The 24,734-nt window shown below is 67.4% G+C and carries 24 protein-coding genes and 1 pseudogene; 14 read left to right on the top strand and 11 right to left on the bottom strand.

Translation table 11 applies throughout. The annotated features are described in order from the left end of the window. Positions 1 to 51 precede the first annotated feature (51 nt). Both WS87_RS27390 and WS87_RS27385 read left to right on the top strand, forming a co-directional pair. Positions 52 to 909 (top strand): hypothetical protein, encoded by an 858-nt coding sequence (locus tag WS87_RS27390; protein WP_059814888.1) that lies wholly within the window; start codon positions 52 to 54, stop codon positions 907 to 909. Beyond that, the gene (locus WS87_RS27385) at positions 906 to 2,117 is read left to right on the top strand and encodes an acyl-CoA dehydrogenase family protein (RefSeq protein WP_059814883.1); all 1,212 of its coding nucleotides are present in this window, start codon (positions 906 to 908) and stop codon (positions 2,115 to 2,117) included. Before WS87_RS27390 ends, WS87_RS27385 begins: the two co-directional genes overlap by 4 nt. Before the next feature lie 42 nt (positions 2,118 to 2,159). Here the strand turns inward: WS87_RS27385 and WS87_RS27380 are convergent, their stop codons facing one another. From WS87_RS27380 to WS87_RS27370, 3 genes are all read right to left on the bottom strand, one after another. Continuing rightward, positions 2,160 to 3,887 carry a YadA family autotransporter adhesin gene (locus WS87_RS27380; RefSeq protein WP_059814878.1) on the bottom strand — a complete coding sequence of 576 codons (1,728 nt, stop codon included), beginning with the start codon at positions 3,885 to 3,887 and terminating at the stop codon, positions 2,160 to 2,162. A 279-nt stretch (positions 3,888 to 4,166) separates the two neighbouring features. Next, positions 4,167 to 4,547: a hypothetical protein gene (locus tag WS87_RS27375; RefSeq protein ID WP_159085712.1), complete on the bottom strand. Its 381-nt coding sequence runs from the start codon at positions 4,545 to 4,547 to the stop codon at positions 4,167 to 4,169. A gap of 290 nt (positions 4,548 to 4,837) precedes the next feature. Next, complete coding sequence (locus tag WS87_RS27370; protein ID WP_044845745.1) at positions 4,838 to 5,302, bottom strand: Lrp/AsnC family transcriptional regulator; 465 nt, start codon at positions 5,300 to 5,302, stop codon at positions 4,838 to 4,840. 174 nt (positions 5,303 to 5,476) lie between these two features. Between WS87_RS27370 and WS87_RS27365 the strand changes: the two genes are divergently transcribed. Then, positions 5,477 to 6,103, top strand: coding sequence for a LysE family translocator (locus WS87_RS27365; RefSeq protein ID WP_059814872.1), 627 nt, complete (start codon positions 5,477 to 5,479; stop codon positions 6,101 to 6,103). A gap of 6 nt (positions 6,104 to 6,109) precedes the next feature. Here the strand turns inward: WS87_RS27365 and WS87_RS27360 are convergent, their stop codons facing one another. Next, a complete protein-coding gene (locus WS87_RS27360; protein ID WP_059814869.1) occupies positions 6,110 to 6,958 on the bottom strand; it encodes a helix-turn-helix domain-containing protein in 849 nt (282 codons plus the stop codon). A 266-nt stretch (positions 6,959 to 7,224) separates the two neighbouring features. On the opposite strand from WS87_RS27360, the gene WS87_RS27355 reads away from it, so the two are divergent. Further along, the gene (locus WS87_RS27355; RefSeq protein ID WP_059814866.1) at positions 7,225 to 8,187 is read left to right on the top strand and encodes a DUF2167 domain-containing protein; all 963 of its coding nucleotides are present in this window, start codon (positions 7,225 to 7,227) and stop codon (positions 8,185 to 8,187) included. Beyond that, positions 8,184 to 8,909 carry a site-2 protease family protein gene (locus tag WS87_RS27350; protein WP_059697942.1) on the top strand — a complete coding sequence of 242 codons (726 nt, stop codon included), beginning with the start codon at positions 8,184 to 8,186 and terminating at the stop codon, positions 8,907 to 8,909. The genes WS87_RS27355 and WS87_RS27350 overlap by 4 nt, the downstream gene beginning before the upstream one ends. On the opposite strand, the pseudogene WS87_RS34340 reads toward WS87_RS27350, so the two are convergent. Continuing rightward, positions 8,909 to 9,106 (bottom strand): annotated as a pseudogene (locus tag WS87_RS34340) (MFS transporter); the annotation flags it as partial. The gene WS87_RS27350 and the pseudogene WS87_RS34340 sit on opposite strands and share 1 nt — an antisense overlap. 246 nt (positions 9,107 to 9,352) lie before the next feature. On the opposite strand from WS87_RS34340, the gene WS87_RS27340 reads away from it, so the two are divergent. Next, positions 9,353 to 10,930 (top strand): aldehyde dehydrogenase (NADP(+)), encoded by a 1,578-nt coding sequence (locus WS87_RS27340; RefSeq protein ID WP_059814862.1) that lies wholly within the window; start codon positions 9,353 to 9,355, stop codon positions 10,928 to 10,930. Between the two features lie 192 nt (positions 10,931 to 11,122). Further along, positions 11,123 to 11,674 carry a hypothetical protein gene (locus WS87_RS27335; RefSeq protein WP_059692294.1) on the top strand — a complete coding sequence of 184 codons (552 nt, stop codon included), beginning with the start codon at positions 11,123 to 11,125 and terminating at the stop codon, positions 11,672 to 11,674. A 135-nt stretch (positions 11,675 to 11,809) separates the two neighbouring features. On the opposite strand, the gene kdgD is transcribed toward WS87_RS27335, so the two are convergent. Beyond that, positions 11,810 to 12,724 (bottom strand): 5-dehydro-4-deoxyglucarate dehydratase, encoded by a 915-nt coding sequence (gene kdgD / locus WS87_RS27330; RefSeq protein ID WP_059814859.1) that lies wholly within the window; start codon positions 12,722 to 12,724, stop codon positions 11,810 to 11,812. Positions 12,725 to 12,954: 230 nt separating this feature from the next. Here kdgD and garD point away from each other — a divergent pair, with 230 nt between their 5' ends. The 4 genes from garD to WS87_RS27310 all read left to right on the top strand — a co-directional run bounded on the left by garD (position 12,955) and on the right by WS87_RS27310 (position 16,279). Continuing rightward, entirely contained in the window at positions 12,955 to 14,508 is a 1,554-nt protein-coding gene (gene garD / locus WS87_RS27325) for a galactarate dehydratase (RefSeq protein WP_059814856.1), read from the top strand. A gap of 181 nt (positions 14,509 to 14,689) precedes the next feature. Continuing rightward, positions 14,690 to 15,082, top strand: a complete 393-nt coding sequence (locus WS87_RS27320; protein ID WP_059814852.1) for a nuclear transport factor 2 family protein — start codon at positions 14,690 to 14,692, stop codon at positions 15,080 to 15,082. 78 nt (positions 15,083 to 15,160) lie between these two features. After that, positions 15,161 to 15,616 (top strand): RbsD/FucU family protein, encoded by a 456-nt coding sequence (locus WS87_RS27315; RefSeq protein WP_059814848.1) that lies wholly within the window; start codon positions 15,161 to 15,163, stop codon positions 15,614 to 15,616. Positions 15,617 to 15,841: 225 nt separating this feature from the next. Further along, positions 15,842 to 16,279, top strand: coding sequence for a DoxX family protein (locus WS87_RS27310; RefSeq protein WP_059814845.1), 438 nt, complete (start codon positions 15,842 to 15,844; stop codon positions 16,277 to 16,279). A gap of 129 nt (positions 16,280 to 16,408) precedes the next feature. Here WS87_RS27310 and WS87_RS27305 read toward each other — a convergent pair whose 3' ends face one another. The 3 genes from WS87_RS27305 to WS87_RS27295 form a co-directional block, all read right to left on the bottom strand. After that, positions 16,409 to 17,719, bottom strand: coding sequence for an MFS transporter (locus WS87_RS27305; protein WP_059528387.1), 1,311 nt, complete (start codon positions 17,717 to 17,719; stop codon positions 16,409 to 16,411). 321 nt (positions 17,720 to 18,040) lie between these two features. After that, the gene (locus WS87_RS27300) at positions 18,041 to 19,177 is read right to left on the bottom strand and encodes a branched-chain amino acid ABC transporter substrate-binding protein (RefSeq protein WP_059529087.1); all 1,137 of its coding nucleotides are present in this window, start codon (positions 19,175 to 19,177) and stop codon (positions 18,041 to 18,043) included. A gap of 190 nt (positions 19,178 to 19,367) precedes the next feature. Further along, positions 19,368 to 19,778 (bottom strand): hypothetical protein, encoded by a 411-nt coding sequence (locus WS87_RS27295; protein ID WP_107938206.1) that lies wholly within the window; start codon positions 19,776 to 19,778, stop codon positions 19,368 to 19,370. A gap of 63 nt (positions 19,779 to 19,841) precedes the next feature. On the opposite strand from WS87_RS27295, the gene WS87_RS27290 reads away from it, so the two are divergent. Then, on the top strand, positions 19,842 to 20,636 hold the full coding sequence (locus WS87_RS27290; protein ID WP_059528381.1) for an AraC family transcriptional regulator: 795 nt from the start codon (positions 19,842 to 19,844) through the stop codon (positions 20,634 to 20,636). An 87-nt stretch (positions 20,637 to 20,723) separates the two neighbouring features. On the opposite strand, the gene WS87_RS27285 is transcribed toward WS87_RS27290, so the two are convergent. After that, on the bottom strand, positions 20,724 to 20,987 hold the full coding sequence (locus WS87_RS27285; RefSeq protein WP_059528378.1) for a hypothetical protein: 264 nt from the start codon (positions 20,985 to 20,987) through the stop codon (positions 20,724 to 20,726). Between the two features lie 286 nt (positions 20,988 to 21,273). Then, complete coding sequence (locus WS87_RS27280) at positions 21,274 to 23,166, bottom strand: bifunctional sugar phosphate isomerase/epimerase/4-hydroxyphenylpyruvate dioxygenase family protein (protein WP_059814842.1); 1,893 nt, start codon at positions 23,164 to 23,166, stop codon at positions 21,274 to 21,276. Positions 23,167 to 23,423: 257 nt separating this feature from the next. Between WS87_RS27280 and aroQ the strand changes: the two genes are divergently transcribed. Further along, entirely contained in the window at positions 23,424 to 23,879 is a 456-nt protein-coding gene (gene aroQ / locus WS87_RS27275) for a type II 3-dehydroquinate dehydratase (RefSeq protein WP_059814839.1), read from the top strand. Then, positions 23,876 to 24,730, top strand: a complete 855-nt coding sequence (locus WS87_RS27270; protein WP_059528372.1) for a shikimate dehydrogenase — start codon at positions 23,876 to 23,878, stop codon at positions 24,728 to 24,730. The genes aroQ and WS87_RS27270 overlap by 4 nt, the downstream gene beginning before the upstream one ends. The last annotated feature ends 4 nt before the right edge of the window (positions 24,731 to 24,734 follow it).

Below are 24,734 nucleotides of genomic sequence, written 5' to 3'. Positions count from 1 at the left end.
GTGCCACGAGCGCCGGCTCTTTTCATTGAAGACCCTGAGAGAACGATACCCATGACCTTACCTACCGGCGCGCCGCGCGAATGGAACGGACAATTCGAGGAAGCGCTGTTTCTGGATGTCGCGCGACGCCATCGCCCCGACTTCCCGGACAAGCTGGCGACACCGCCGCGCGAGCCTCGCGATGAAGATGAACGGGCCGCCGTCGCCGACTACTACACGAAGATGGCGTCGCACGACCTGTTCATCGTGCAGGTCGTCGCGAAGGCGATCGACACGCTGTTCCGCGACGACCCGCATTTCCAGCTGATCCTGTCGCGTCAGCTCGGCGACGACGGCGCGCACGCCGTGATCGGTCGCGAACGCGTGACCGAACTGACGGGCCGCGATCCGCTGCCGGAAGTCGAGCGGCTCGTCGCCGCGCACTGGGAACGCATCGGAGACATCGCGGTGCGCGACGTCGCGGGTTTTCTCGCGTTCGAATGGCATTACGAACTGCACATCCTCGCGAAGCTGTGGATCCAGCGCAAGACCGGCCGCATCGCCGACGGTGCGATGCGCGAGCACGGCGAGAACCGGATTCGACCGGACGAGGAGTGGCATCGCGTGCAGATCGTCCAGTGGTGGTTCGACACGTTGAAGGCGCTGCCGGCCGCCGAGCGCGACGCGCTGATCGATCGCGTGATCGCGGCCGACGAGGAAACGCAGGCACGGCTCGACGGTTATCTGCACGACGAATATGCGCACACCGCACACGTGTTCGGTGCCGATATCGCCGAATACCGCGCGATCTACGACGACTGGCGGCGCGAGATCCTGTCGCGGCTGACCGGCCGTCGACTCAGCGCGCTGGTGCCGCTGTCGAGCGATACAGTTGCGCACGCAACCGTTGCACAGGAAGCCGTCGCATGAACGATCCTCGCGGCCCGGCGACGCTGGCGCCGGACTCCGACACCAGCGCGATCGACGCCGACGCGCTGGCGCGTGCGATCGACGCGCTGCGTGCGACGGCCGCCGCGCGCGACCGCGCGGGCGGTCATGCGGCCGACGAGAAGCAGCGGCTCGCCGACGCGGGCCTGCTGACGCTCGCGGTGCCGCGCGAATTCGGCGGACAGGAAGCCGAGTGGCCGGCGATCTACGACACGATCCGGCGGATCGCGCGCGTCGACAGCGCGCTCGCGCATCTGGTCGGGTTCCAGGTCCTGCAGGTGGTGAGCGTCGACGTGTGGGGCAGTGCGGCGCAGCGCGAACGCTATCTGCGCGGCACGGTCGAGCATCGCTGGTGGTGGGGCAATGCCGTGAACCCGCTCGACACGCGGCTGGTGGCGACCGCGACGCCGGACGGCGGCTACCGGCTCGACGGCGTGAAGGGATTCTGCTCGGGCACGCGCGGCTCGCAGCGGATGACCGTGTCCGCGCACGATCCGGAAACGGGCCGCGCCGTGTTCGGCGTCGTGCCGACCGATCGCGACGGGATCACGGTCAACGAAGACTGGGATCCCGTCGGTCAGCGCCAGACCGACAGCGGCAGCGTGCGCTTCGACGGCGTGACGCTCGCGCCGGACGACGTGCTGCACAGGTCCGAGACGCCGCCGACGCCGCGCGCGACGCTACGCACGCTGGTGTCGCAGCTCGTGTTGACGAACCTGTTCGTCGGGCTTGCGGAAGGCGCGCTGGCCGAGGCGCGCGAATACGTGCTGGCGCACGGCCGGCCGTGGATTAACTCGGGCGTCGCGCAGGCGAGCGACGATCCCTATACGCTGCAGCGCTTCGGCGACATGCGCGTGCAGGCGGTTGCGGCGGCGTCGCTGGCCGATCGCGCGGCCGTCGCGTTGCAGCGCGCATGGACGCGGCGCGGCGCGCTGACGGCCGGCGAACGTGCCGAAGTGGCGCTCGCGGTGTCGGACGCGAAGATCGTCGCGCAGCGCGCGGCGCTCGATAACGGCGAGGCGCTGTTCGATGCGTGCGGCGCGCGCGCGACGGCCGCGTCGCTCGGCCTCGACCGCTTCTGGCGCAACGCGCGCACGCATACGCTGCACGATCCGCTCGACTACCGGCTGCGCGACGTCGGCCGGTTCGCGTTGACGGGGGAATTGCCGCAGGCGTCGCTGTATACGTAGCGTCGGCAAGCCGTCCGCCGACGCTACGCAGCTCGGTGTCGCCTACCAGCGATAGCCGACGCCCGCGCCGGCGCCGAACGAGCCGTGGCCCGACACCGCCGTCGTGATCGAGCCTTTGACGAGCCATTTCGTCGTCGCGACCGACAGGCCGACCGCCATCGCGCTTTGACCGCCGTACGTGCCGCCGCCGAGCGCAACGACCTTCTCGCCGGGCAGCACGGCCTGCGGCACGTTGGCCATCGCGATCGCGCTCGCTGTGCCAGCGTTCGCGTCCTTGCGGTACTTCGACATTTCTTCGCGAACCGAATTGATCGCGCCGTTCAACTGGCGCACGTTGACACCGTCCGTCGGTGCAGTGCCGTCGGCCACGTTGGTCAACTGGCGTTCTGCACCCGGCGCGCCGATCGAGACCGTGTTGTCGCGATCCGCGACCGAGTTCGCGCCCAACGCCACGGCATTGTTGGCGCTCGCGCGGCTGTTCGTGCCGATCGCGGTGGAGTCCGTGCCGGAAACATTCGAGCCGGTGCCGACGGCCGTGCCGTTCGTGGCGGTGACCTTCGAATTCGTGCCGATGGCCGTGCCGTTCGTCGCGGTGACGGTCGAATTCACGCCGACCGCCGTACCGTTGTCGCCCGAGACGTTCGAGCCGTTGCCGACCGCCGTTCCGTTCGTCGCCGTGACCGACGTATTCGTGCCAATCGCGGTGTCCGTCGGGTCCGTCACCGTGCCGCTCGGGACGCTCGACGAGATCTTGCCGACGGTGGTCGTCAGCGCCGCGAGATCCGTCGTCAACGTCGAAACTTGGCTTGCGATCGAGAACAGCTGCGAACCGTTGATGGCGTCCGTGCTGGTTGCGCTGATTGCACCGGCCGCGACGTTCACGATCTGCCGCTCGGCGCCGGCGCTGCCGACGCTGACCACACCGACCGGCGTGCCCGCGAAGCCGCTGTAGCTGACGCCGTCGAGCGTTACGCTGCTCACGGTCGTGAACGCGCGCGTCGCTGCGTTCGAGCCCAATGCGACGGAGTTCGCGTCGGCGGCGTTCGCGCCTTCGCCGATGGCGACCGCGTTCACGGCGGATGCCGTCGCGCGGGCGATGGCCACGCTGCCGGTTGCGGACGCCGAGCTGTCGATGCCGAGCGCGACCGCATCGTTGGCGCCGGCGTTCGCCTGGAAGCCGAGGGCCGTCCCGCCGGCCGCCACGCTGCCTTTGCCGACCGCCGTCGAGAACGTCGCGGTCGCGCTCGCGCCTTGTCCGACCGCCGTTGCCTGGTCGACGGCCGAGGCACCCTGACCGAATGCCGACGCGGTGGCGCCGTTGGCGATCGCGCCGTCGCCGACCGCCGTCGCCTGGATACCGGTTGCGCGGGTAAGCGCGCCGAGCGCCGTTGCGTGGTCTCCGGTGGCGGTGGAATTGCCGCCGACCGCAGTTGCCTGCGTGCCGGTCGCGCCGGCCATGCGGCCGATCGCGACGGTTTCGCTATAGGCGCCGGTCGACGAACCGGAGTTCGCCACCGCCGCGGTGCCGATTGCCACGTTGTCGCAACCCGTTGCGGTCGCCGGATACGTGCCGCTTCCCGAGATCGCGATGTTGCCGACGCAGCCGCCCGACGTTTCTGTCGACGTACCGTTCTGCACGTAGTCGGCCCGCGCGGGCGCGGAAGCGGCGAATGCGACCATGGCGGCACCGACCGCGACGGCAAGCGTGGCCTTCGACTTCTTCGGTGCGCGTCGTGCGGAAAGTTCCAACCCTCGTTGATGCTTGTTCATTTCGTGTTCCCAGGCTCAATGTAAAAGTCGTGTTGTGTTTTGCACGGTCTGCGCACGATTTCACGTTCGCATCGAATCGTTCGCGTCTCTTTCATGACAGGTGCTGCCCGTCCATCCGGAAAACAAAAGTTCTGCTAATCAAATTCGACATTCGCCGGTATTGAAGAGACAAGAACCGCGCACGGATCGCAGCTACGTGCTTCGGCCGCGGCCACTTCCGGGCTTCGGGGGCTCGAAGCTCGAGCCGCGACGACGCATTTTGATGGGCCTCGGCCGAGCCTATGTTTGCCGCGGCGTCTGAACGCTATGTTTCGGGAGAAATTCGGTCGGTGAAGGGCGTGATGCGGCGGCGGGCAGGCGGTGTGGCTCGCTCATGCGGGTAGGCGTCTCGTCGTGCGGCGCTTCATCGTCGAAGTCCGTCCCGACCGTCATTGCGACGGCGGGAATGCCGTAGACATCGACCGCGTGCGGGAACTCGGCTTTCTCGATCGATTTCGTGTCGCCGGCGCGCGAGAGCGACAGCCGCGTACCGGGTGGCATATCGATGCGCAGCAGACGCGCGCCCTTCTCGAGCGCCGGATGCTTTGCGGCTTCTTCCTTTCTGATGTTCGCCTCGGCCCGCCGCCCGATCGCCGCCATCAAGACGACGAAGCTGCTCATCACGCACAGCGCGGTGAGGACGACGGTGGAGCGTCGCCGATGCACACGAAACGATCGTCGTACAGGCGGAAGCAACACCAGTGCAACGATCCCAAGCAGGACTCAGACGGCCGCCAGTAACGAAATGCCGAGAACGATGAAGAAGGTGCCGGAGAAAATCGGGTGCAGCCACCGGTGTGGCCCCGGGTGGCGAACGGCATTTCAGGATCTTGTATGAACGGACGTCATTGCAGTGTTCTGCCGCATCGATCCGATGACGGCAGCACGCACGCCTTCGCCTTTCCGCATGCCTAGATCGGCAGACGCACCGTCTGCTTGATGCGTTTCAGCGGAATCTCGGTTTCGACGTTGCGTACGCCTTCGATCTGGGTGAGCGTCTCCATCTGAAAGCGCTGGTAATCGTCCAGATCCTTCGCGATGACGCGCAGCAGATAGTCGTAGCTGCCGGCCATCAGGTGGCATTCGAGTACCTCGGGCGCTTGCTCCATCTCGCGCGCGAAGCGTTCGACGGTCGTCTTGTCCTGGCGTTCCAGCGTGACGCGCACGAATGCCGTGAATCGCAGCTCGACGGCTGCCGGGTTCAGCAGGGCGACGTATGCGTCGATGACGCCCTGTTCCTCGAGCAGGTGAACGCGGCGCAGGCAGGGCGTGGGCGAGAGGCCGGCCTGCTGCGCGAGCTCGGCATTCGTCTGGTTCGAGTTTCGTTGCAGCGCACGCAAAATGCGCCGGTCGATGGCGTCCAGCTTGATTGGCATTTTTGGCTACCAATGATGTCGATGATGGAGAATAACGCCAATTTGCAAATCGAAAGTAGCCAATTTCGCAGCCATTCTCCACGGCAAGTTGCCGATAATCCGATGACTGCCCGGCCCCGGAGGCATGTGCGATTCCCGTCCGTCGCTCCCGGTGCCGCTTTCAGGAGAATCCCGATGCCGCACGTAGCCTGGTTGCCGTTCATGGCCACCTCCCTTCTGATCATTCTGACACCGGGCCAGGACATGGTGCTCGTGATGTCGCGCACGCTATCCGGCGGCACGCGGGCGGGCCTCGTGACCGCTGCGGGTGTCAGCGTCGGGTTGCTCGTGCATACGATGCTCGCGACGCTCGGGCTGGGCGCGCTTCTTCAGGCATCCGAATGGCTGTTCACTGCATTGAAGATGATCGGCGCGCTGTACCTGCTGTACCTCGGCATCACGCTGCTGCGTTCGTCCGGCGAGCTGACGCTCGCGAGCGGTCGCGACGCGCCGGCGTCCGGGTTGCGCACGTTCGCGCAGGGCGCGCTGTCCAACGTGTCGAATCCGAAGGTCGCGCTGTTCTATCTCGCGTTTCTGCCGCAGTTCGTGCCCGCGGGCGCCGCGCATCCGATGGTGTCGCTGTTCGTGCTCGGCACGACGTTTGCCGGCCTGACGTTTCTCGTCAAGGGGCCGGTCGCGCTGTTCGCCGGCCTGCTGTCGACGTCGATCCGGCGCAATCCGCGCATCCTGACCCGCATGCATCGGGTGAGCGGCGCGGTGCTCCTCGGGCTGGGCGTGAAGCTGGCGTTCGAGCGTCGTTGACGATGCTCACCGAGCCGGCAGCGCGTCCGCCAGCGCGCGCATCGCGTTCACCGTTTCCGGGTTCGCCGGGAAAAACGCCTCGATCGCGAGTTCCGACAGCGTGACGTCGACCGGCGTGCCGAACACCGTCGTCGTGCTGAAGAACGTCAGTTCGCCGGCGGCCGTGCGCAGCCGCAGCGGCACCGCGATGTCCGCGTAGTCGGCGCGCGCATGCGTGTCGTCGGGCTGGCCGGCCGGTGCCGGATACGCGGCGAGTTCGTCGCGCAGCGCATGCAGCGTGCGGTCGCCGCTCGCGTCGATCTGCCGTTGCAGCCGGTGCAGGATATGCGCGCGCCATTCGTGCCAGTTGACGATCTGCGGCGCGAGGCCGTCAGGATGCAAACTCAGGCGCAGCACGTTGACGGGCGGCCGCAGGAGCGCCGGATCGGCCTGCGCGACCAGCGCGCCGAGCATCCGGTTCGCGGCGAGCAGCGTCCAGTGGCGATCCACCGCGAGTGCAGGGTAGGGCTCGTGGCCGCGCAGCACGGCTTCGACCGCGTGGCGTGCCGCATCGAGCTGCGGATCGGAGAAGGGCCGTTCGCGAAACAGCGGCGCATAGCCGGCCGCGACGAGCAGCGCGTTGCGCTCGCGCAGCGGCACGTCGAGGCGCTCCGCGAGATGCAGCACCATCTCCCGGCTCGGCTGCGCGCGTCCCGATTCGACGAAGCTCAGGTGCCGCGCGGACACTTCGGCCTCCAGCGCGAGGGCCATCTGGCTCAGGCGCCGGCGTTGACGCCAGGTGCGCAGCAGCGAGCCGATGCCGGACGCGCGGCCGGCGGACGGGGGGAGCGATTGAAGGGCGGCGGTCGAGTTCATGACGAGGATGATAGGCAATCCCGCGCGCATCGGGCATTACCTGCGAGGTAAGCATTCCGGATCGATGTGCATCGGGTGTGCATCGCGACTCCGCCCGCTGCCGCCCGATGCGCTCTTCCGCCCCCGCATTTCGATCCCGGATGCGCGCCGACGCTGCGTTACCATAGCCCTCGTGCCACCTGAGAGGCGGCACCGGACCCGCGACCACCACGCCCGGGCCGGATGCCGCGCACATTCACAACAAGGCATTCCAGGGGAATCCAACAATGAAAAAACTCGCCGTCCGCGTCGCCTGCGTGGCGATGCTCGCGCTCGCCGCAACCAGCGGCCATGCGCAGACCGAAGCCGCGCAGGTCGAAATGAGGGCCGCCGCCGCGGCCGCCAACAAGGTCGTCGTGAAGGGGCCGGCCGATATCGACGTCAAGCACGAAGCCGTGCTGAAGCTGAAGGAAGGCGAATCGTTCGTGCCGGCCGCCGAAGCCGGCCGCTACCTGCGCTCGATGGGCAACTCGATCGACGAATCGAAGCTGGTCGGCCTCGTGCTGCCCGAGGACCCGGACGCCGACTGGATCTCGGTCGTGTCGTTCGAGCCGAGCGGCTACATTCGCGACGACGACGCGAAGGACTGGAAACCCGACGAATTGCTGAAGAGCCTGCAGGCCGGCACGGAGGAAAACAACCCGGCGCGCAAGGAGCGCGGGCTGCCCGAGACCGAGGTGGTCGGCTGGGCGCAGGCGCCCGCGTACGACGCCGCCACGCACCGGCTCGTGTGGTCCGCGATCATTCGCGACAAGGGTGCGGCCGCGAACGCGGAGAGCGACGGCGTGAACTACCGGACGCTCGTGCTCGGCCGTGACGGCTACCTGTCGTTGACGATGGCGTCGACGCTCGCCGATCTGCCGAAGTACAAGGCTTCGGCAGACGACCTCCTCGCGAACATCCGCTTCAACGACGGCAAGCGCTATGCCGATTTCAACAAGTCGACCGACCACGTCGCCGAGTACGGGCTCGCGGCGCTGATCGTCGGCGTCGGCGCGAAGAAGCTCGGGCTGCTCGCGCTGATCGGCGCGTTCGCCGTGAAGTTCTTCAAGATCGGCGCGGTCGCGTTGCTGGCAGGCGGTGCGGCGTTGAAGCGCTTCTTCGGGCGCAAGCCGAAGCCGGCGGCCGTGCCGGTCGTCGCCGATGCAACCGACGCAGCCGCCGTGTCCGGCACGGAGCGCAAGGAATGACCAAGCTGCTGCTGCTGATCTTCGGCGGCCTGAAGCTCGGCAAGGTACTCATGTCGGCGGGCACCATGCTGGCGTCGATCGCGGTCTACGCGCTGTTCTACGGATGGCGCTTCGCGGCCGGTTTCGTCGCGCTGCTGCTGGTCCATGAAGCCGGCCACTACATGGCCGCGCAGCGGCGCGGGCTCGACGTCGGGCTGCCGACGTTCATTCCGTTCGTCGGCGCGTGGATCCAGCTGAAGGAGATGCCGCACGACGCCGAAACCGAAGCGTACGTCGGGCTGGCCGGGCCGTTCGTCGGCACGCTCGGCGCGCTGGCCTGCTACGCGGCCGCGCGGCACTACGACAGCAACCTGCTGCTCGCGCTCGCCTATACGGGCTTCTTCCTGAACCTGTTCAACATGATTCCGCTGTCGCCGTTCGACGGCGGGCGCATCACGGCGGTGCTGTCGCCGCGCATCTGGTTCGCGGGCGTGCCCGTGCTGATCGCGCTGTTCGCGTACCGGCCGAGCCCGCTCCTGATCGTGATGGCGATCCTCGCGTTGCCGCAGTTGAAGCGCGCATGGCGCTACGATCCCGACGCGCCGGAGAACCGCGCGTACTACACGACGTCGGTCGAGACGAAAACGACTTACGCGCTTTTCTACGTCGGCCTGCTCGCGTTTCTCGCGCTGATGACGTCCGGCGTGCACGACATGCTGCGCGTCGCGCATTCGGCGGCCTGAGCGATGTAAGAACGGCGGCCGCTCATGCGCGGCCGCCTTCGTCTTTGCCAGCCGCTCGGCAATTGCGCGAGCACGTATGCCCAGCCGAACGCCGAGACGGCGAACAGCATCGCCAGAATCCAGTAGCGCACGGCGGTGCGGCGGGCGGTGCGCGCGAGATCGATCGGAAGATCGCGAGGGGAGGTTTGATTGGGCACTTTAACGTACGTCGTCGTATGACATGACCAGAAGTTCATAAGGCCTGGCCGAACCCGAAACCTCGGGTTTTCCCTTTGCAGAGCGGCGTGAAATGGTCAACATTTGGGCAAAGCCCGAAGGGATAAGGGTTTCGCGCAGAGTGTGGCAGGATCGACGATCGGCGCGAATCGTGAAATCGTGTCGGCAGACATCGTATCTGTTGAGCTACAATGAACCAATTATTCCCGAAACACGGAGCACACCCCATGCAACTGACTGGAGAGATGCTGATCGGCGCCGATGCGGTGGCCGGCTCGGCCGGTACCCTGCACGCGTTCGACCCGACGAAGGGCGCGCCGATCGATGCGCCGGCCTTCGGCGTCGCGACGCAGGCGGACGTCGACCGCGCGTGCGAGCTTGCGCGCGACGCGTTCGACGCGTACCGCGCGCAGCCGCTGGCGGCCCGCGCGGCGTTTCTCGAAACGATCGCCGACGAAATCGTCGCGCTCGGCGACGCGCTGATCGAGCGCGCACACGCCGAAACGGGCCTGCCCGTCGCGCGGCTGCAGGGCGAGCGCGGCCGCACCGTCGGCCAGCTCCGGCTGTTCGCGCGCGTCGTGCGCGACGGGCGTTTCCTCGCCGCGTCGATCGATCCCGCGCAGCCCGCGCGCACGCCGCTGCCGCGCTCGGACCTGCGGCTGCAGAAGGTCGGGCTTGGGCCGGTCGCGGTGTTTGGCGCGAGCAACTTCCCGCTCGCGTTCTCGGTGGCCGGCGGCGATACGGCGTCGGCACTCGCGGCCGGCTGCCCGGTGATCGTGAAGGCCCATGAGGCGCACCTCGGCACGTCCGAGCTGGTCGGCCGCGCGATCCGTGCCGCGGTCGCGAAATGCGGGATGCCGGCCGGCGTGTTCTCGCTGCTGATCGGCCCCGGCCGCGTGACCGGCGCGGCGCTCGTCAGCCATCCGGCGGTGCAGGCCGTCGGCTTCACCGGCTCGCGGCAGGGCGGCATGGCGCTCGTGCAACTCGCGAACGCACGCCCGCAGCCGATTCCCGTCTATGCGGAAATGAGCAGCATCAACCCGGTCGTGCTGTTCCCGGCCGCGCTGGCCGCGCGCGGCGACGCGATCGCGACCGGCTTCGTCGATTCGCTGACGCTCGGCACCGGCCAGTTCTGCACGAATCCGGGCCTCGTGCTGGCGGTCGATGGCCCCGATCTCGACCGCTTCGAGTCCGTCGCGGCAGAGGCGCTCGCGAAGAAACCGGCCGGCGTGATGCTGACGAGCGGCATCGCCGATGCGTATCGCAATGGCCGCGGCAAGCTGGCCGAACTGCCGGGCGTGCGCGAAGTCGGCGTGGGCGAGGCGGCGCAGACCGAATGCCAGGCAGGCGGCGCGCTGTACGAAGTCGCCGCGCCGGCGTTCCTGGCCGAGCCGGCGTTCGGCCACGAAGTGTTCGGGCCGGCATCGCTGATCGTGCGTTGCCGTGATCTCGACGAAGTCGCACGCGTGCTCGACGCACTCGAGGGCCAGCTGACGGCCACGCTCCAGATGGACGCCGACGACAAGCCGCTCGCGCGCCGCCTGCTGCCGATCCTCGAACGCAAGGCCGGGCGCCTGCTCGTCAACGGCTACCCGACCGGCGTCGAAGTGTGCGACGCGATGGTGCACGGCGGGCCGTTCCCGGCGACGTCGAACCCGGCGGTCACGTCGGTCGGCGCGACCGCGATCGACCGTTTCCTGCGGCCCGTGTGCTATCAGGACTTCCCGGACGACCTGCTGCCCGAAGGGCTGCAGGAAAGCAATCCGCTCGGCGTTCCGCGGCTGCGGGACGGAAAGGCGGAGTGACGGTGCGGCGGCGCGGCGCGAAGCCGGGCCGCTTGCCGAAGGAATGAAAGCGGGGGCGGCCGGCGGGCTGCCTCCGCTTTTTTCATGATGGCTTCCGCGTCACCGGAATTTCTCCTACAGTAGCGGGGCCTCGGGCCGCCCGGCCCGCAGGCGAGCCTGAGAGACCACAAAATTCCAAGAGGGAACCATCCGATGAACATCAGCAAGCGCGGCGACCACCTGTTCGCCGCCGGATTGTGGAAGGCGATCGGTGACGTCGCGCATTCGGTGCGCAGCCGGATCGGCCAGTACAGCGAAGGGCGCGTGCTCGCGAATGCGCTGCTGGAATTCCAGCGCGACCTGGGCGGCAGCGAATTCGACGTGACCATCAACCAGGGGCGGCCCGTCACGGGCTCCGATGCGCATTCGCTCATGTTCGGCCTCGCCGTGCGCCGTTTCCGGCAGGACATGGAAGCGCTGGTGTTCGCGCTCGAGCATCGCCGCAACATCGACGACCGCGACCAGAGCCTGCGCACCGAAGCGCTGATGCAGGCCAACAGCGCGCTTCTGACCGCGAAGCAGTCGGCGACGATCACGGTCGGCCGGTTCTTCGACGCGGTCGTCGATCGCGACGTGCTGGGGCAGATTCTCGGCGACGGGTCGAATGCACGCGTGCGTGCGGGCGCGCAAGGGCAGATCGAGGCGACCCGGATCAAGCTCGGCAACGTGCGTCACCGGATCATCGGCGTCATCGCGCAGATGTGACCACGCGCATCGCGGCGGGACGCGTGGCATGTCCGCCGCTGCAAACGACCGCGGCCGGCAGGCGCCGGCCGCGATGCAACGCAGGCAACAAGCCGGTCGCGGTGCCGTTGAAGGCACCGCCCCGGCCATGCCCGCTTACTGCGGGCCCATCTTCTTGATCAGCATGTCCAGTTCGGCCATTTCGGCGTCGGTCAGGTCGACGAGCGGCGCGCGCACGGGGCCCGCGTCGTGGCCGACGAGCTTCGCGCCTGCCTTCACGATGCTGACCGCATAGCCCGCGCGACGGTTGCGGATCTTCAGGTACGGCAGGAAGAATTCGTCGATCAGGCGACCGACCGTTGCGTGGTCGTCCTTCGCGATCGCTTCGTAGAACGCCATCGCCGTCTTCGGGATGAAGTTGAATACGGCGGACGAGTACACCGGCACGCCGAGCGCCTTGTACGCGGCCGCATAGACTTCGGCCGTCGGCAGGCCGCCGAGGTACGCGAAGCGGTCGCCGAGGCGGCGGCGGATCGTGACCATGCTCTCGATTTCGCCGACGCCGTCCTTGAAGCCGATCAGGTTCGGGCAGCGGTCGGCGAGGCGCTCGAGCATGTCGGCGTTCAGCTTCGAATTCGCGCGGTTGTACACCACGACGCCGATCTTCAGCGCGCGGCACACCTGCTCGACGTGTTCGGCGATGCCTTCCTGGCTGGCTTCGGTCAGGTAGTGCGGCATCAGCAGCACGCCGCTCGCGCCGAGGCGCTCGGCTTCCTGCGCATATTCGATCGCGACGCGCGTGCCGCCGCCGGCGCCGGCCAGGATCGGTACCTTGCCCTTGCAGGTTTCCGTCGCGACGCGGATCACGTCCGAATACTCGCGCTGCGTGAGCGAGAAGAATTCACCGGTGCCGCCGGCCGCGAACAGCGCGGTCGCGCCATACGGCGCCAGCCATTCCAGACGCTCGGCATAGGTGGTCGGGCGGAAGCTGCCGTCCGCGTCGAAGTCCGTCAGCGGAAACGACAGCAGGCCGTGGGAGATGATCTGTTTGAGTTCTTGCGGTGAGGTCATGGTTGGGTCGTCCGTCTAGCGCGAGGGCTGGGTTCGTCGGGTACGCCATCCGAGCCATATTGGCGATGTCGTTGTATGTCATCGTACAACGCAGGAAGGCGCAGCGCAAGCGGTTTGCCGGCGGGTAAAGGGTAGGGTCTTTCCGGATAAGGGTTTACGCAGCATCGCGGGTTGATGTCGAATGTCGTATGATGACTAACGATTTGGCTGGTAGCCTTCCAGGAATTCCAATGACTGCTTCCCCGCTCTATATCCGCGTGCACCCGGACGACAACGTCGCGATCGTCGTCAACGACGGCGGCCTGCCCGAGGGCGCGACCTTCGCCGACGGCCTGACGTTGCGCGAAGGCGTGCCGCAAGGGCACAAGGTTGCGTTGGTCGACCTCGCGGCCGGCGACCCGATCGTCCGCTACAACGTCGTGATCGGCTACGCGCTCGCCGAGCTGCGCCGCGGCAGTTGGGTCAACGAGCGCACGATGCGCATGCCCGAGCCGCCGGGGCTCGACGACCTGCCGCTCGCCACGCGTGCCGCGCCGCCGCTGGCGCCGCTCGAAGGCTATACGTTCGAGGGCTTTCGCAATCCCGACGGTTCGGTCGGCACGCGCAACATCCTCGCGATCACGACGACCGTGCAGTGCGTGTCGGGCGTCGTCGAGCATGCGGTGAAGCGGATCAAGGACGAACTGCTGCCGCGTTACCCGAATGTCGACGACGTGGTCGGGCTCGAGCACACGTATGGCTGCGGCGTCGCGATCGATGCGCCCGATGCCGACATCCCGATCCGCACGCTGCGCAACATCAGCCTGAACCCGAACTTCGGCGGCGAGGTGATGACGGTGAGCCTCGGCTGCGAGAAGCTGCAGCCGGAGCGCCTGCTGCCGCCCGGCGCGATTCCGCTGGCGGCCGACGGCGCGACGGACAACGGCGGCGTCGTGTGCCTGCAGGACGCCGCGCACGTCGGCTTCAACTCGATGATCGACTCGATCATGAAGATGGCCGAATCGCATCTCGAGCGGCTGAACCGCCGCCGTCGTGAAACCTGTCCGGCGTCCGATCTCGTCGTCGGCGTGCAGTGCGGCGGCAGCGACGCGTTCTCGGGGCTGACCGCGAACCCGGCGGTCGGCTTCGCGGCCGACCTGCTCGTGCGCGCGGGCGCGACGATCATGTTCTCGGAAGTGACCGAAGTGCGCGATGGCGTCGCGCAGCTCACGTCGCGCGCGGCGAACGAGGACGTCGCCCGCGAGATCATCCGCGAGATGGACTGGTACGACCGCTACCTGCAGCGCGGCCGCGTCGATCGCAGCGCGAACACGACGCCCGGCAACAAGAAGGGCGGCCTGTCGAACATCGTCGAGAAGGCGATGGGTTCGATCGTGAAGTCGGGCAGCGCGCCGATCGCCGGCGTCGTGCGTCCCGGCGATCGGGCGCGGCAGAAGGGGCTGCTGTACGCGGCGACGCCCGCGAGCGATTTCATCTGCGGCACGCTGCAGCTCGCGGCGGGGATGAACCTGCACGTTTTCACGACCGGCCGCGGTACGCCGTACGGCCTCGCGCAGGTGCCGGTGATCAAGGTCGCGACGCGCAGCGATCTCGCGCAGCGCTGGCACGACCTGATGGATCTCGACGCGGGGCAGATCGCGACCGGCGCGGCGTCGATCGAGGACGTGGGCTGGGAGCTGTTCCGGTTGATGCTCGACGTCGCGAGCGGCAAGCGCCGCACGTGGGCCGAGCAATGGAAGCTCGCGAATGCGCTGACGCTGTTCAATCCGGCGCCGGTGACCTGACGCGCGCGATGGCAACGGCAGACGATGCGGGCGCCGTCGGGCGCCCGTTTTTGATTGCGGCGACGCGATTTCCTTACCTCGAACGTAATCGACCGCCCATGCGAGGCCGGCGACGATGGCGGCACGCGAACACGAAATGTCCGCGGCGCTGTCCTCCCTTCATCCAGACCAGGAGCCTCGCATGAACACCGACCAAACCGTCCAGTCCGCTCACGCCGACCTGATCGACCGCTATTTCGACGCGTGGAACGAGCCCGACGTCGCCCGCCGGCGCGCGCTGATCGATGCGACCTACGCGAGCGACGCGGCCTATCGCGATCCGCTGATGGCCGGCGACGGCCACGCGGGCATCGACACGATGATCGCCGCGGTGCAGGCACGCTTCCCCGCGTTCCGATTCCGCCGCACGACCGACGTCGACGGGTTCGGCCAGCATCTGCGCTTCTCTTGGGCGCTCGTGTCGCCCGACGGCGCGGCGATCGTGAAGGGTTCGGATTTCGGCATCGTCGATGCGTCGGGCCGCCTGAAGTCGGTCACGGGTTTCATCGACGAAATGCCGGCAGCGGCGTCGTGACGTGAGCGATGCATGCCCTGCGGCCGCCGGGATCGGGTAACTTATGCCATTCGTTCCCGATCCCGGAGACTTGCCCACATGCTGAAGAATCTCGATCCTCTGCTGCACGCCGACATCCTGCACACGCTGCGCGCGATGGGCCACGGAGATGAAGTGGCGATTTGCGATGCGAATTTTCCGGCGGAATCCGTCGCCGAGCACACGGTAGTCGGTCGCGCGCTGCGCATCGACGGCGCCGACTCGGCGCGCGTCGCGCGCGCGGTGCTGTCCGTGTTGCCGCTCGACACGTTCGTCGAGACACCCGCGTGGCGGATGGAAGTGGTCGGCGATCCGGCCGCAGTGCCGCCCGTGCAGCGCGAAGTGCAGGCCGAAATCGATCGCGCGGAAGGGCGCGTCGTGCCGCTCGTGGGCGTCGATCGATTCGCGTTCTACGAGCGCGCGCAGCAGGCGTATGCGGTGATCGTCACCGGTGAGCTGCGCGGCTACGGCTGCTTCCTGTTCAAGAAAGGCGTGCTGTTGAGCGACGCCGGTTAAGGCTCGTTCCCTTTATTCGCGGCGACGGCCGGGCGTTGTTCTTCGTGGTGCCGCCATGCCTGCGTCGCCGCCGCGGTGTAAAGATTTGCTACAACCTTTTTCTTGGACACCGCGAAAAGACCCTCTATGCTGGCCCATTTGCCGCGGGCCCGACTGGGCCGCGCGGCTCCGAACCGCGCGGGCATGCCTCGCGCGGACGGCCGAATTGCATACGAGGAGAGTGGCATGACGCGTTCCGTCGATTCCGGCGTCATTTTTTTCGCACGCCTGGCGCTGGCGGCGTTGTTCTTGTGGGGCGGCGTGATGAAGCTGCTCGGCTATAGCGATTTCATCGGCTATCTGCATGGGCTGAACGTGCCCTATCCGCAGGTGATGGGCCCGGTCGTCGTCACGATCGAAGCGCTCGGCGGCCTGCTGCTGATCGTCGGCTACAAGGTGAAGCCGCTTGCGTTGCTGATGGCGTTCTATACGGTCGCGACCGCGATGGTCGGACACAATTTCTGGGACGCGACCGACGCCGCGGTCCAGCACGACATGGTGATCCACTTCTGGAAGAACATCGCGATCGCCGGCGGCTTCCTGCTGCTGTTCGTGACCGGCGCGGGCGGCGCGAGCATCGACGCGCTGCGCCGGCCGAGTTCGTCGTACGGCGCGCTGCGCTGAGTCGAACCGGGCTGAATGGCGCGACGCACGCACGTCGCGCGCCGCGCTGAACCAAATCAAAAGGGCCGAATCCCGCACGCCGCGGGATTCGGCCCTTTGTTCATCCAGCCGGCGCATGCGCGCCGGGGTTCAGCGTGCGTCCTTCAGGTCCTTCGCATCCTTCGAGAACTGCACGGCGATCGCGCCGAGCACGCAGATCGTCGCGACATACACGACCGGCGCGAGCGGGTTCGACTTCATCATCAGCGACACGATCACCGGCGTCAGGCCGCCGAAGATCGCATACGCGACGTTGTACGAGAAAGAGATGCCCGAAAAGCGCACGACGGCCGGGAAGCTTTTCACCATCACGAACGGCACCGCGCCGATCGTGCCGACCGCGAAGCCGGCGATCCCGTAGTACAGCGGCAGCGTCGACGCGTCGGCCGCGACCTGCGCGAACAGCAGGTAGTAGCACGCGGCCAGCACGAGGCCGCCGATGCCCAGCACACGCTTCGCGCCGATCCAGCCCGCGAGCGAGCCGGCGGTGATGCAGCCGGCCGTCAGGCACAGCGTCGCGATGCTGTTCGCGAACAGCGTGGTCGCGGGTGTCAGGTGAAACTGCTTCTGCAGCAGCGCGGGCGTCATCAGGATCACGACGACGATCGCCGCCGACAGCATCCACGTGAGCAGCATCGACACGATTACCGCGCGGCCGTGGTCGCGCAGCACGGCCTTCAGCGGAATCTCGGCCGCGAGCGCCTTCTTTGCCTTCATCTCGGCGAACACCGGCGTCTCGTGCAGCCAGCGGCGCAGGTACACGGAGAACAGGCCGAACACGCCGCCGAGCAGGAACGGAATGCGCCACGCGAACGCGGTGACTTCGGCGCCCGAGTAACGGCTGTTGATGCCGGCGGCGACCAGCGAGCCGAGCAGGATGCCGGCCGTGAGGCCCGCGGTCAGCGTGCCGCACGCATAGCCGATGTGGCGCGACGGCACGTGCTCCGACACGAACACCCATGCGCCCGGCACTTCGCCGCCGACCGCCGCGCCCTGCAGCACGCGGAACAGCAGCAGCAACACCGGCGCGAGGATGCCGATCGAGTCGTAGGTCGGCAGCAGGCCCATCAGCAGCGTCGGCACCGACATCATCAGCACGCTCAGCGTGAACATCCGCTTGCGGCCGAACAGGTCGCCGAAGTGCGCCATGATCACGCCGCCGAGCGGGCGCGCGAGATAACCGGCCGCGAAGATGCCGAACGTTTGCAACTGGCGCAGCCAGTCGGGAATGTCGTGCGGGAAGAACAGCTGTCCGATCGCGGGTGCGAAGAACACGAAGATGATGAAGTCGTAGAACTCGAGAGCGCCGCCGAGTGCGGCAAGGCCAAGAGTTTTATAGTCGCTGCGCGTGAGCGCGCGTTCGGCGGCGCGAGGCACGCCGCTCAATTCGGAAGCTTGCATGGTCAGGACGATCGGTTTTCGAATGTTGTTGTCGGTGCTGCGTCTCCAGAACCCGCTATCGGCATGGACTGGCAAGGCGCGGCTTGCGTCGTCGAGCGTGTGCCGAGCGCCGGATGGGCACGCGACACGCACCGTCGCACCGGGATGGGGCACGACGCAGACGAAGCGTCAAAGCGGGTGGGGGGATTCTACAGGAGCGCGAAATGCGTGCGCGCGGGGCCGCGCCGAGGAATGCTTCGGACTTCGTCGGGACGAAACGCACGCGGCGCGGCAGGCGGGTGAACCGCTTGCCGCGCCGCGCGCGTGACAGGGTCTGCTCGATCAGTTGCCGGCGATCGTGTCGACCGGCTTGAACGCGCCGTGCTCGACCTTGTAGATCGTCACCGGCGCATCCTTCAGGTCGCCCTTCGCGTCGTACGCGATGCTCGGCGCCGACACGCCCTTGATCGACACCTTGCCGAGATACGGCGTGTAAACCTTCGGGTCGGTCGAGTTCGCGTCCTTCATCGCGGTGAGCAGCGCGATCGTGCCGTCGTACGAGTAGGGCGAATAGGTGATCACGTCTTCATTGAAGCGTGCCTTGTAGCGCGATGCGTAGCCGGCGAAGCCCGGCATCTTTTCCTTCGGCAGCCCGCCCATGTAGACGATCGCGCCTTCGGCCGCTTCGCCGCCGACCTTCAGGAACGTCGGCGAGCGCGACATCTCGCCGGTCACGAAGGCGGCCTTCATCCCGAGCTGGCGCATCTTGCGGATCATCGGCGACGACTGCGCGTCGCCGCCGCCGTAGAAGATCGCGTCGGGGTTGATGCCCTTCAGGTTGGTCAGGATTGCAGAGAAGTCGAGCGCCTTGTCGTTCGTGAAATCACGCTTGACGATGGTGCCGCCGGCGGCCTGCACGGCCTTCGCGAATTCGTCGGCGATGCCCTGGCCGTAGGCCGTGCGGTCGTCGATGATCGCGATGCGCTTGAAGCGCAGCGTCTTCACCGCGTACGTGCCGACGATGCGGCCCGCTTGCGCGTCGCTCGTCAGCAGCCGGTAGGTCGTCTTGTAGCCGCGCGCCGTGTATTGCGGCGACGTCGCCATCGAGATTTGCGGCAGCCCCGCGCGATCGTACAGGTCGGACGCCGGAATGCTCGTGCCCGAGTTGAAGTGGCCGATGACGCCGCGGACATTGTCGTCGATCAGCCGCTGCGCGACCGTCGTGCCGGTGCGCGGGTCGGCCTGGTCGTCCTGCGAGTCGAGCTGGAACGTGACCGGCTGACCGCCGATCGTCGGATGCGTCGCGTTGAAATCGGCGATCGCGAGCTGCACGCCCTTCTGCATGTCCGTGCCGTAGTTCGACTGCGGCCCCGTCAGCGGTGCGGCGAAACCGATCTTGACGACGTCGGCGGCGATGGCGTGTGCGCCCGACAGTGCGCAGGCAGCGGCCAGCGCGACGTGCGATACCTTCAGCTTCACTTTCACTTCCCCTTGATGGCGTGGTTGGGCCGCCGCCGGCCAGCGGGCCGGTGCGGTAAACCGGGCGAGACGTATCGGTCTGCAGGCCGTTGCGACAGCCGTGCTGCGTGTGCCATGCGCCGCGCGGGCTGTGCCGGAATCGGCGTGCGCGGTGCCAGCGGGATGTCGTCTCGTAACCGTTGATCGAAGTCTAGGTAGCGAAAATGCGCGCGTCTTGCGCGTTCGATGCGTGGCCGGCGACGATTTCGGCATATCGTCGATAACCCTGATATATGCTGAAATCGTCATGTGGAATGCGCAATCGCGCCAAGACGCGACACGCCGGCATTTCTAGGATGGCGGCTTCGCGAGCGTTGTTTCGGTACCGGCGGGGTGCATCGATATCGCCGACGTTGCCGACGGATGCCCGGCGCCATGCAGCGGGCCGATGCGAAATCGACGCCGCCCGACAAGCGCGCCGCAGTGGTTGCGCGCACAACCGCACGCGTACGATGCGCCGACGTATGCGGCCCCCCGATCGTCGCTGATCGTCGCCGATCGGCGGCGCGTTGCGCGGACCGCCGTTCATCGCGCCGCCCGATCGCTTGCCCGAGATCGCCATGACGTGTTCTCGAGCGCGCTCCTATAATCGACGCCATCAGCCACTCCCTTCGCCAATGCCGGGATGACGACCTTTCTTGCCGCACCGCCCATGAGCCTGTCCGATACGCTGCGCTACCAGCCCGACAACGCCGATCTTGGCGCGATGCTCGCGCACTTCCGCCTGCTTGAGCCGGTGTTCGACGCACTGCCCGACGTCGCGTTCTTCGTGAAGGATGCGAACGGCCGCTACGCGCTCGTCAACCGCACGCTGGCGATGCGCTGCGGCTACAAGGACAAGCGCGACCTGCTCGGCAAGACGACCGACGAGGTGTTTCCGCGCCGCTTCGGCCGGACCTACTTCGAACAGGACATGGCGACGATCACCGCCGGCCAGCAGCTGATGGATCAGCTCGAACTGCATCTGTATCCGGGCCGCCAGCCGGGCTGGTGCCTGACCTGCAAGGAGCCGCTGCGCGACGCGGCCGGCAAGGTGGTCGGTCTCGCGGGCATCTCGCGCGACCTGAAGGCGCACGAGGGATCGCATCCGGCCTACAGCAAGCTCGCCGACGTGGTGCAGCACATCCAGGATCACTACGTTCAGCCGCTGAACCTGAAGCAGCTTGCGCAGATGGCCGGGATGTCGGTCGCGCAGCTCGAACGCTACTTCCACAAGGTGTTTCACCTGACGCCGCGCCAGGTGCTGCTGAAAACGCGGCTCGACGCGGCCACGGCGCTGCTCGTCACGCACGACAAGGTGACCGACGTCGCGGCGCTATGCGGTTATACGGATCACAGCGCGTTCACGCGCCAGTTCAAGGCGACGGTCGGCATGACGCCGACGGAATACCGGCTGATGCTGCAGGACCGGGCAGGGTGAAGTGACGCGCCGGGCGGGCCGGCGGGTCTGAAGGATCGGGGCGGTGCGAGAGCAAGAAGCGGGGAAAGGAAGCGGGAAAGCAGCGGCTCAGCGGTAGCCGAGGCCTTTCAGGACGGCCGTGCCGTCTTCGGTCAGCCGGAAGCTCGGTGCCGTGTCGGCGTCGAGCTTGATCATCTCGACGAGGCCGGCTTCCTGCAGCGCGGGCAATTCGGGTTTGGCGTTCGCGCCGATCGGTGCGTGCAGCAGCACGAGCAGCGTCGCGATTTCATGATGGCTGAGCAAACGGCGCAGCATCGTCTTTTTCACAGGGGGGGCGGCCGGGCGGCCCGCGGGTGCATCTACGGCGCTCATCGCTGTCCTCCTTTTCGGGATATCCATCGGGTACTGGTTGCGGATGGTGCCGTCGAAGACTTAAGCGATTCTTAAAACCGCGGTGGCCAGGCCGATGCTGCAGTGCGGCGTGCGTTACCGGATGTAACCTCCGCCCGGCGGCGGTTTTCGGCCCCGAGCGGACGGCCTTGCCGGGCGGGGCGCCGCCGCGGTATTCACCACGACTGTGCGTCCGCGCGTCGCACGTCGCAGGGTCGACGTAGTTTTCTCGTTTGATTCGCCCCCTGCGCGAAATTCGCTTGCTCCCTTATTTCCTGCGCTGCGCCTGCGCGGCGAGCCGCACGGCCGCGTTGGCCGCGCCGTAGCCGTCGTAGCCGCCGCGCCGCTCGACGATTTCGAGCGAGAAGCGGTTGTCGACCAGTTCCGTATACGCATGCAGGAATTCGCCGCCGTTTTCATCGCGGTCGTACAGCAGATGGTGGGCGCTGAGCGTCTCGATCAGTTCGTCCGGCAGCGCGTAGCGCGCGGCGAGATCGTCGTAATAGTTCGGCGGAATCCGCAGGAACGGCACGCCGTCGGCCGCGAACGCGGCGACCGTCTTCACGATGTCGTCGGTCCGGAACGCGACGTGGTTCAGCCCCGTGCCGTGATAGCGGTCGAGCGATTCGGCGACGGCCGTGTGGCGGTCGACCGACGCATTCAGCGCGATCCGCACCGAGCCGTCGGCGCTGCGCACCGCGCGGCTGCGCATCAGGCCGTACGGATCGGGCACGAGCCAGCTGCGCTCGGCCTCGAAGCCGAAGGCGGTCTTGAAGAACAGGATCCACGTATCGAGCGCGTCGGCCGGCAGCGCGAGGCAGACGTGATCGATGCCCGTCAGCGGGCCGACCTCGCTGGGGCCGTCGATGTCGGTCAGCACGAAATCCGATTCGTACAGCGTTGGCGCGTTCGGCGTCTCGTCGACGAAGTATTCGAGGCTGCCGTCCGGCGCCTGCACGCCCGGCAGCACGCGCTCGTTCGGGCCGACGCGCCCGGAAAACGGCGCGTAGCCGAAGCCGGCCGCGCGTTCGAATGCCACTTTCGCATCGTCGACGCGGAACGCCGACGCGCACAGCGACAACCCGTGCTGCTGGAAGAACGCGTCGGCGAACGAGTCGCGCTCGGCGTTCAGCACGATCGACGCGGCGCCGTGCTGGAACAGCGTCACGTCCTTCGATCGATGACGGCCCGCGAGCCGGAACCGCATCCGGCCGAGCCATTCGCCGACGGTGGCTGCCGCCTGCGCGTCGACCGCGAATTCGATGAACTGGAACCCGACGTGCGCGGGCGGCGCCGGCGGCGCGAACAGCGGCTGGCCGGCGGCGGGCGCGCGGCCGTCCTGCGCGAGCCGCGCGCGCGTCAGTTCTTCCAGATAAAGCAGCGAGCGGTGGCCGTCGGCGGCCGTGATCGCGGTCGGCGCGGCGCGGAAGCCGTCGTTGAAGATCTCGAGCGACAGCGGCCCCCTATAACCGGACTCGATCACGCGGGCCGTGAAGCGCGCGAGGTCGAAGTCGCCCTGGCCGGGGAACGAGCGGAAGTGGCGGCTCCATTCGATCACGTCCATCACGAGCTTCGGCGCGTCGGCGATCTGCACGAACGCGATCCGGTCGCCCGGGATGTCGGCGATCGCGTCCGGCGAATCGTCGAGCGACAGCGTATGGAAGCTGTCGAGCGCGAGGCCGAGATGCGGGCTGTTCACCGCGTTCACGAGCTGCCATGCGTGGCTGTACCGGTTCACGACGCGGCCCCATGCGAGCGCCTCGTACGCGGCGACCACGCCGGCCTGCCGCGCGGCTTCGGCGAGCGCGCCGAGCTGGTCGACCAGCAGCGCGTCGTCCGCGATCGTGTCGGGCGCCACGCTGCTGCACACCAGGATACGGTCGGTGCCGAGCGCGTGCATCACGTCGAACTTGCGGCGGATGCGGTCGAGATTGCGGGCGAGCTGGGCCGGGCTCACGCCCTCGAAGTCGCGAAACGGCTGGAACAGCACGATGTCGAGGCCCAGATCGGCGGCCATGCGCCGCACGTCGGCGGGCGATCCATCGAAGTAGACGAGGTCGTTCTCGAAGATTTCGACGCCGTCGAAGCCGGCGGCCTGGATGGCGGTGAGCTTCTCGGCGAGCGTGCCGGACAGTGACACGGTGGCGATCGAGCGCTGCATGGGCGAATCCTGCGGGTGAGCGGGGCGTGGCGTCGGCCGGATCGGGCCGGAATGAACCAGTCGTTGAATGACCTGCGGGCGCCACATCCCGAATTTACTAGGGGAGTATGGCGAATTATACAAACTAACTAGATGGTACAAATTAGCGAAAACCCGAAAAGACATTGCGCTTGCGCAAGCGCACACTAGCGCCAAATCTTGACGTCAAGGGGCGAAGTCGGCTAGCGATGCGCCCCCGTTTTAGGAGCAGAAACACCATGAGCAAGCACAAGGTGCTGGTGCTGAACGGCCCGAACCTGAATCTGTTGGGGACCCGCGAGCCCCACATCTACGGCGCGGAAACCCTTGCCGACGTCGAGCAGCGCTGCCGCACGGCGGCCGAGGGGCTCGGACTGGAGATCGACTTTCGCCAGTCGAACGCCGAGCACCAACTGATCGACTGGCTGCACGCCGCGCGTCACGATACGCACGGCATCGTGATCAACCCGGCCGGGTATACGCACACGTCGGTCGCGCTGGCCGACGCGCTGTCCGCGATCGCGAAACCCGTGATCGAGGTGCATATCTCGAACGTGCATCGTCGCGAGGCATTCCGTCACCACTCGTATGTGTCGGCGGTGGCCGAAGCCGTGATCTGCGGCTGCGGCACCGAAGGCTACGTATTCGCGCTGCAGCGCCTGTCGACCCTTTTTGCGCAGGGAGCCGCACGATGAGCCGCCCGTCTTTTCTGATCGGCCTGATCGGCCAGGGCATCGGCGGTTCGCTGTCGCCCGCAATGCATGAGGAAGAAGGTTTCCGCCAGGGATTCGGCTACGTGTACCGGCGCATCGATCTCGATGTGCTCGGCGTGACCGCCGACGCGCTGCCGGAGCTGCTCGATGCCGCGCAGCGGATGGGCTACAACGGGCTCAACATCACGCATCCGTGCAAGCAGCGCGTGATCGAGCACCTCGACGCGCTGTCGGACGACGCGCGCGCGCTCGGCGCGGTGAACACCGTGCTGTTCAAGGATGGCAAGCGGATCGGCCACAACACCGACTGGTCGGGTTTCGCGAAGTCGTTCCGCCGCGGGTTGCCCGACGCGTCGCTCGAGCGTGTCGTGCAGCTGGGCGCGGGCGGCGCGGGTGCGGCCGTCGCGCATGCCGCGCTGCAGATGGGCGCCGCCGAGCTGACGATCTTCGACGTCGACGGCACGCGTGCCGTCGCGCTCGCGGGTGAGCTGCAGCAGCGCTTCCCAGCCGCCCGGGTCACGCCGGGCAGCGATCTTGCGGCCGCGATGCAGGCCGCGACCGGCCTGATTCATTGCACGCCGACCGGCATGGCCAAGCATCCGGGCCTGCCGCTGCCGGCCGAGCTGCTCCGCGCGGGAATGTGGGTCGCCGACATCGTGTATTTCCCGCTCGAAACCGAACTGATCCGCGCCGCGCGCGCGGCCGGCTGCGCGACGCTGCCGGGCGGCGGGATGGCCGTGTACCAGGCCGTCGATGCGTTCGAGATTTTCACCGGACGCACGCCGGACGACGAGCGGATGTTCGAACACTTTCAGTCGCTCGTCGCACGCTGACCCT

This window comes from Burkholderia sp. MSMB0856, assembly GCF_001524645.2.
GTDB classification, from domain to species: Bacteria; Pseudomonadota; Gammaproteobacteria; order Burkholderiales; family Burkholderiaceae; genus Burkholderia; species Burkholderia diffusa.
Note: the sequence above shows the minus strand (reverse complement) of the source record. Positions and strands in the feature narration are given on the sequence as shown.

What these genes read in the sequence shown, in the direction of transcription:
- WS87_RS27335 (WP_059692294.1), top strand. Translation starts at nt 11,123, where the DNA reads ATGAACATCAGCAAGCGCGGCGACCACCTGTTCGCCGCCGGATTGTGG.
- WS87_RS27285 (WP_059528378.1), bottom strand. Translation starts at nt 20,987, where the DNA reads ATGAGCGCCGTAGATGCACCCGCGGGCCGCCCGGCCGCCCCCCCTGTG.
- WS87_RS27360 (WP_059814869.1), bottom strand. Translation starts at nt 6,958, where the DNA reads ATGAACTCGACCGCCGCCCTTCAATCGCTCCCCCCGTCCGCCGGCCGC.
- WS87_RS27280 (WP_059814842.1), bottom strand. Translation starts at nt 23,166, where the DNA reads ATGCAGCGCTCGATCGCCACCGTGTCACTGTCCGGCACGCTCGCCGAG.
- WS87_RS27365 (WP_059814872.1), top strand. Translation starts at nt 5,477, where the DNA reads ATGCCGCACGTAGCCTGGTTGCCGTTCATGGCCACCTCCCTTCTGATC.
- WS87_RS27290 (WP_059528381.1), top strand. Translation starts at nt 19,842, where the DNA reads ATGACGACCTTTCTTGCCGCACCGCCCATGAGCCTGTCCGATACGCTG.
- WS87_RS27385 (WP_059814883.1), top strand. Translation starts at nt 906, where the DNA reads ATGAACGATCCTCGCGGCCCGGCGACGCTGGCGCCGGACTCCGACACC.
- WS87_RS27270 (WP_059528372.1), top strand. Translation starts at nt 23,876, where the DNA reads ATGAGCCGCCCGTCTTTTCTGATCGGCCTGATCGGCCAGGGCATCGGC.
- WS87_RS27340 (WP_059814862.1), top strand. Translation starts at nt 9,353, where the DNA reads ATGCAACTGACTGGAGAGATGCTGATCGGCGCCGATGCGGTGGCCGGC.
- WS87_RS27375 (WP_159085712.1), bottom strand. Translation starts at nt 4,547, where the DNA reads ATGAGCAGCTTCGTCGTCTTGATGGCGGCGATCGGGCGGCGGGCCGAG.
- WS87_RS27305 (WP_059528387.1), bottom strand. Translation starts at nt 17,719, where the DNA reads ATGCAAGCTTCCGAATTGAGCGGCGTGCCTCGCGCCGCCGAACGCGCG.
- WS87_RS27350 (WP_059697942.1), top strand. Translation starts at nt 8,184, where the DNA reads ATGACCAAGCTGCTGCTGCTGATCTTCGGCGGCCTGAAGCTCGGCAAG.
- WS87_RS27390 (WP_059814888.1), top strand. Translation starts at nt 52, where the DNA reads ATGACCTTACCTACCGGCGCGCCGCGCGAATGGAACGGACAATTCGAG.
- WS87_RS27315 (WP_059814848.1), top strand. Translation starts at nt 15,161, where the DNA reads ATGCTGAAGAATCTCGATCCTCTGCTGCACGCCGACATCCTGCACACG.
- garD (WP_059814856.1), top strand. Translation starts at nt 12,955, where the DNA reads ATGACTGCTTCCCCGCTCTATATCCGCGTGCACCCGGACGACAACGTC.
- WS87_RS27320 (WP_059814852.1), top strand. Translation starts at nt 14,690, where the DNA reads ATGAACACCGACCAAACCGTCCAGTCCGCTCACGCCGACCTGATCGAC.
- WS87_RS27295 (WP_107938206.1), bottom strand. Translation starts at nt 19,778, where the DNA reads ATGGCGATCTCGGGCAAGCGATCGGGCGGCGCGATGAACGGCGGTCCG.
- WS87_RS27355 (WP_059814866.1), top strand. Translation starts at nt 7,225, where the DNA reads ATGAAAAAACTCGCCGTCCGCGTCGCCTGCGTGGCGATGCTCGCGCTC.
- kdgD (WP_059814859.1), bottom strand. Translation starts at nt 12,724, where the DNA reads ATGACCTCACCGCAAGAACTCAAACAGATCATCTCCCACGGCCTGCTG.
- WS87_RS27370 (WP_044845745.1), bottom strand. Translation starts at nt 5,302, where the DNA reads ATGCCAATCAAGCTGGACGCCATCGACCGGCGCATTTTGCGTGCGCTG.
- aroQ (WP_059814839.1), top strand. Translation starts at nt 23,424, where the DNA reads ATGAGCAAGCACAAGGTGCTGGTGCTGAACGGCCCGAACCTGAATCTG.
- WS87_RS27310 (WP_059814845.1), top strand. Translation starts at nt 15,842, where the DNA reads ATGACGCGTTCCGTCGATTCCGGCGTCATTTTTTTCGCACGCCTGGCG.
- WS87_RS27380 (WP_059814878.1), bottom strand. Translation starts at nt 3,887, where the DNA reads ATGAACAAGCATCAACGAGGGTTGGAACTTTCCGCACGACGCGCACCG.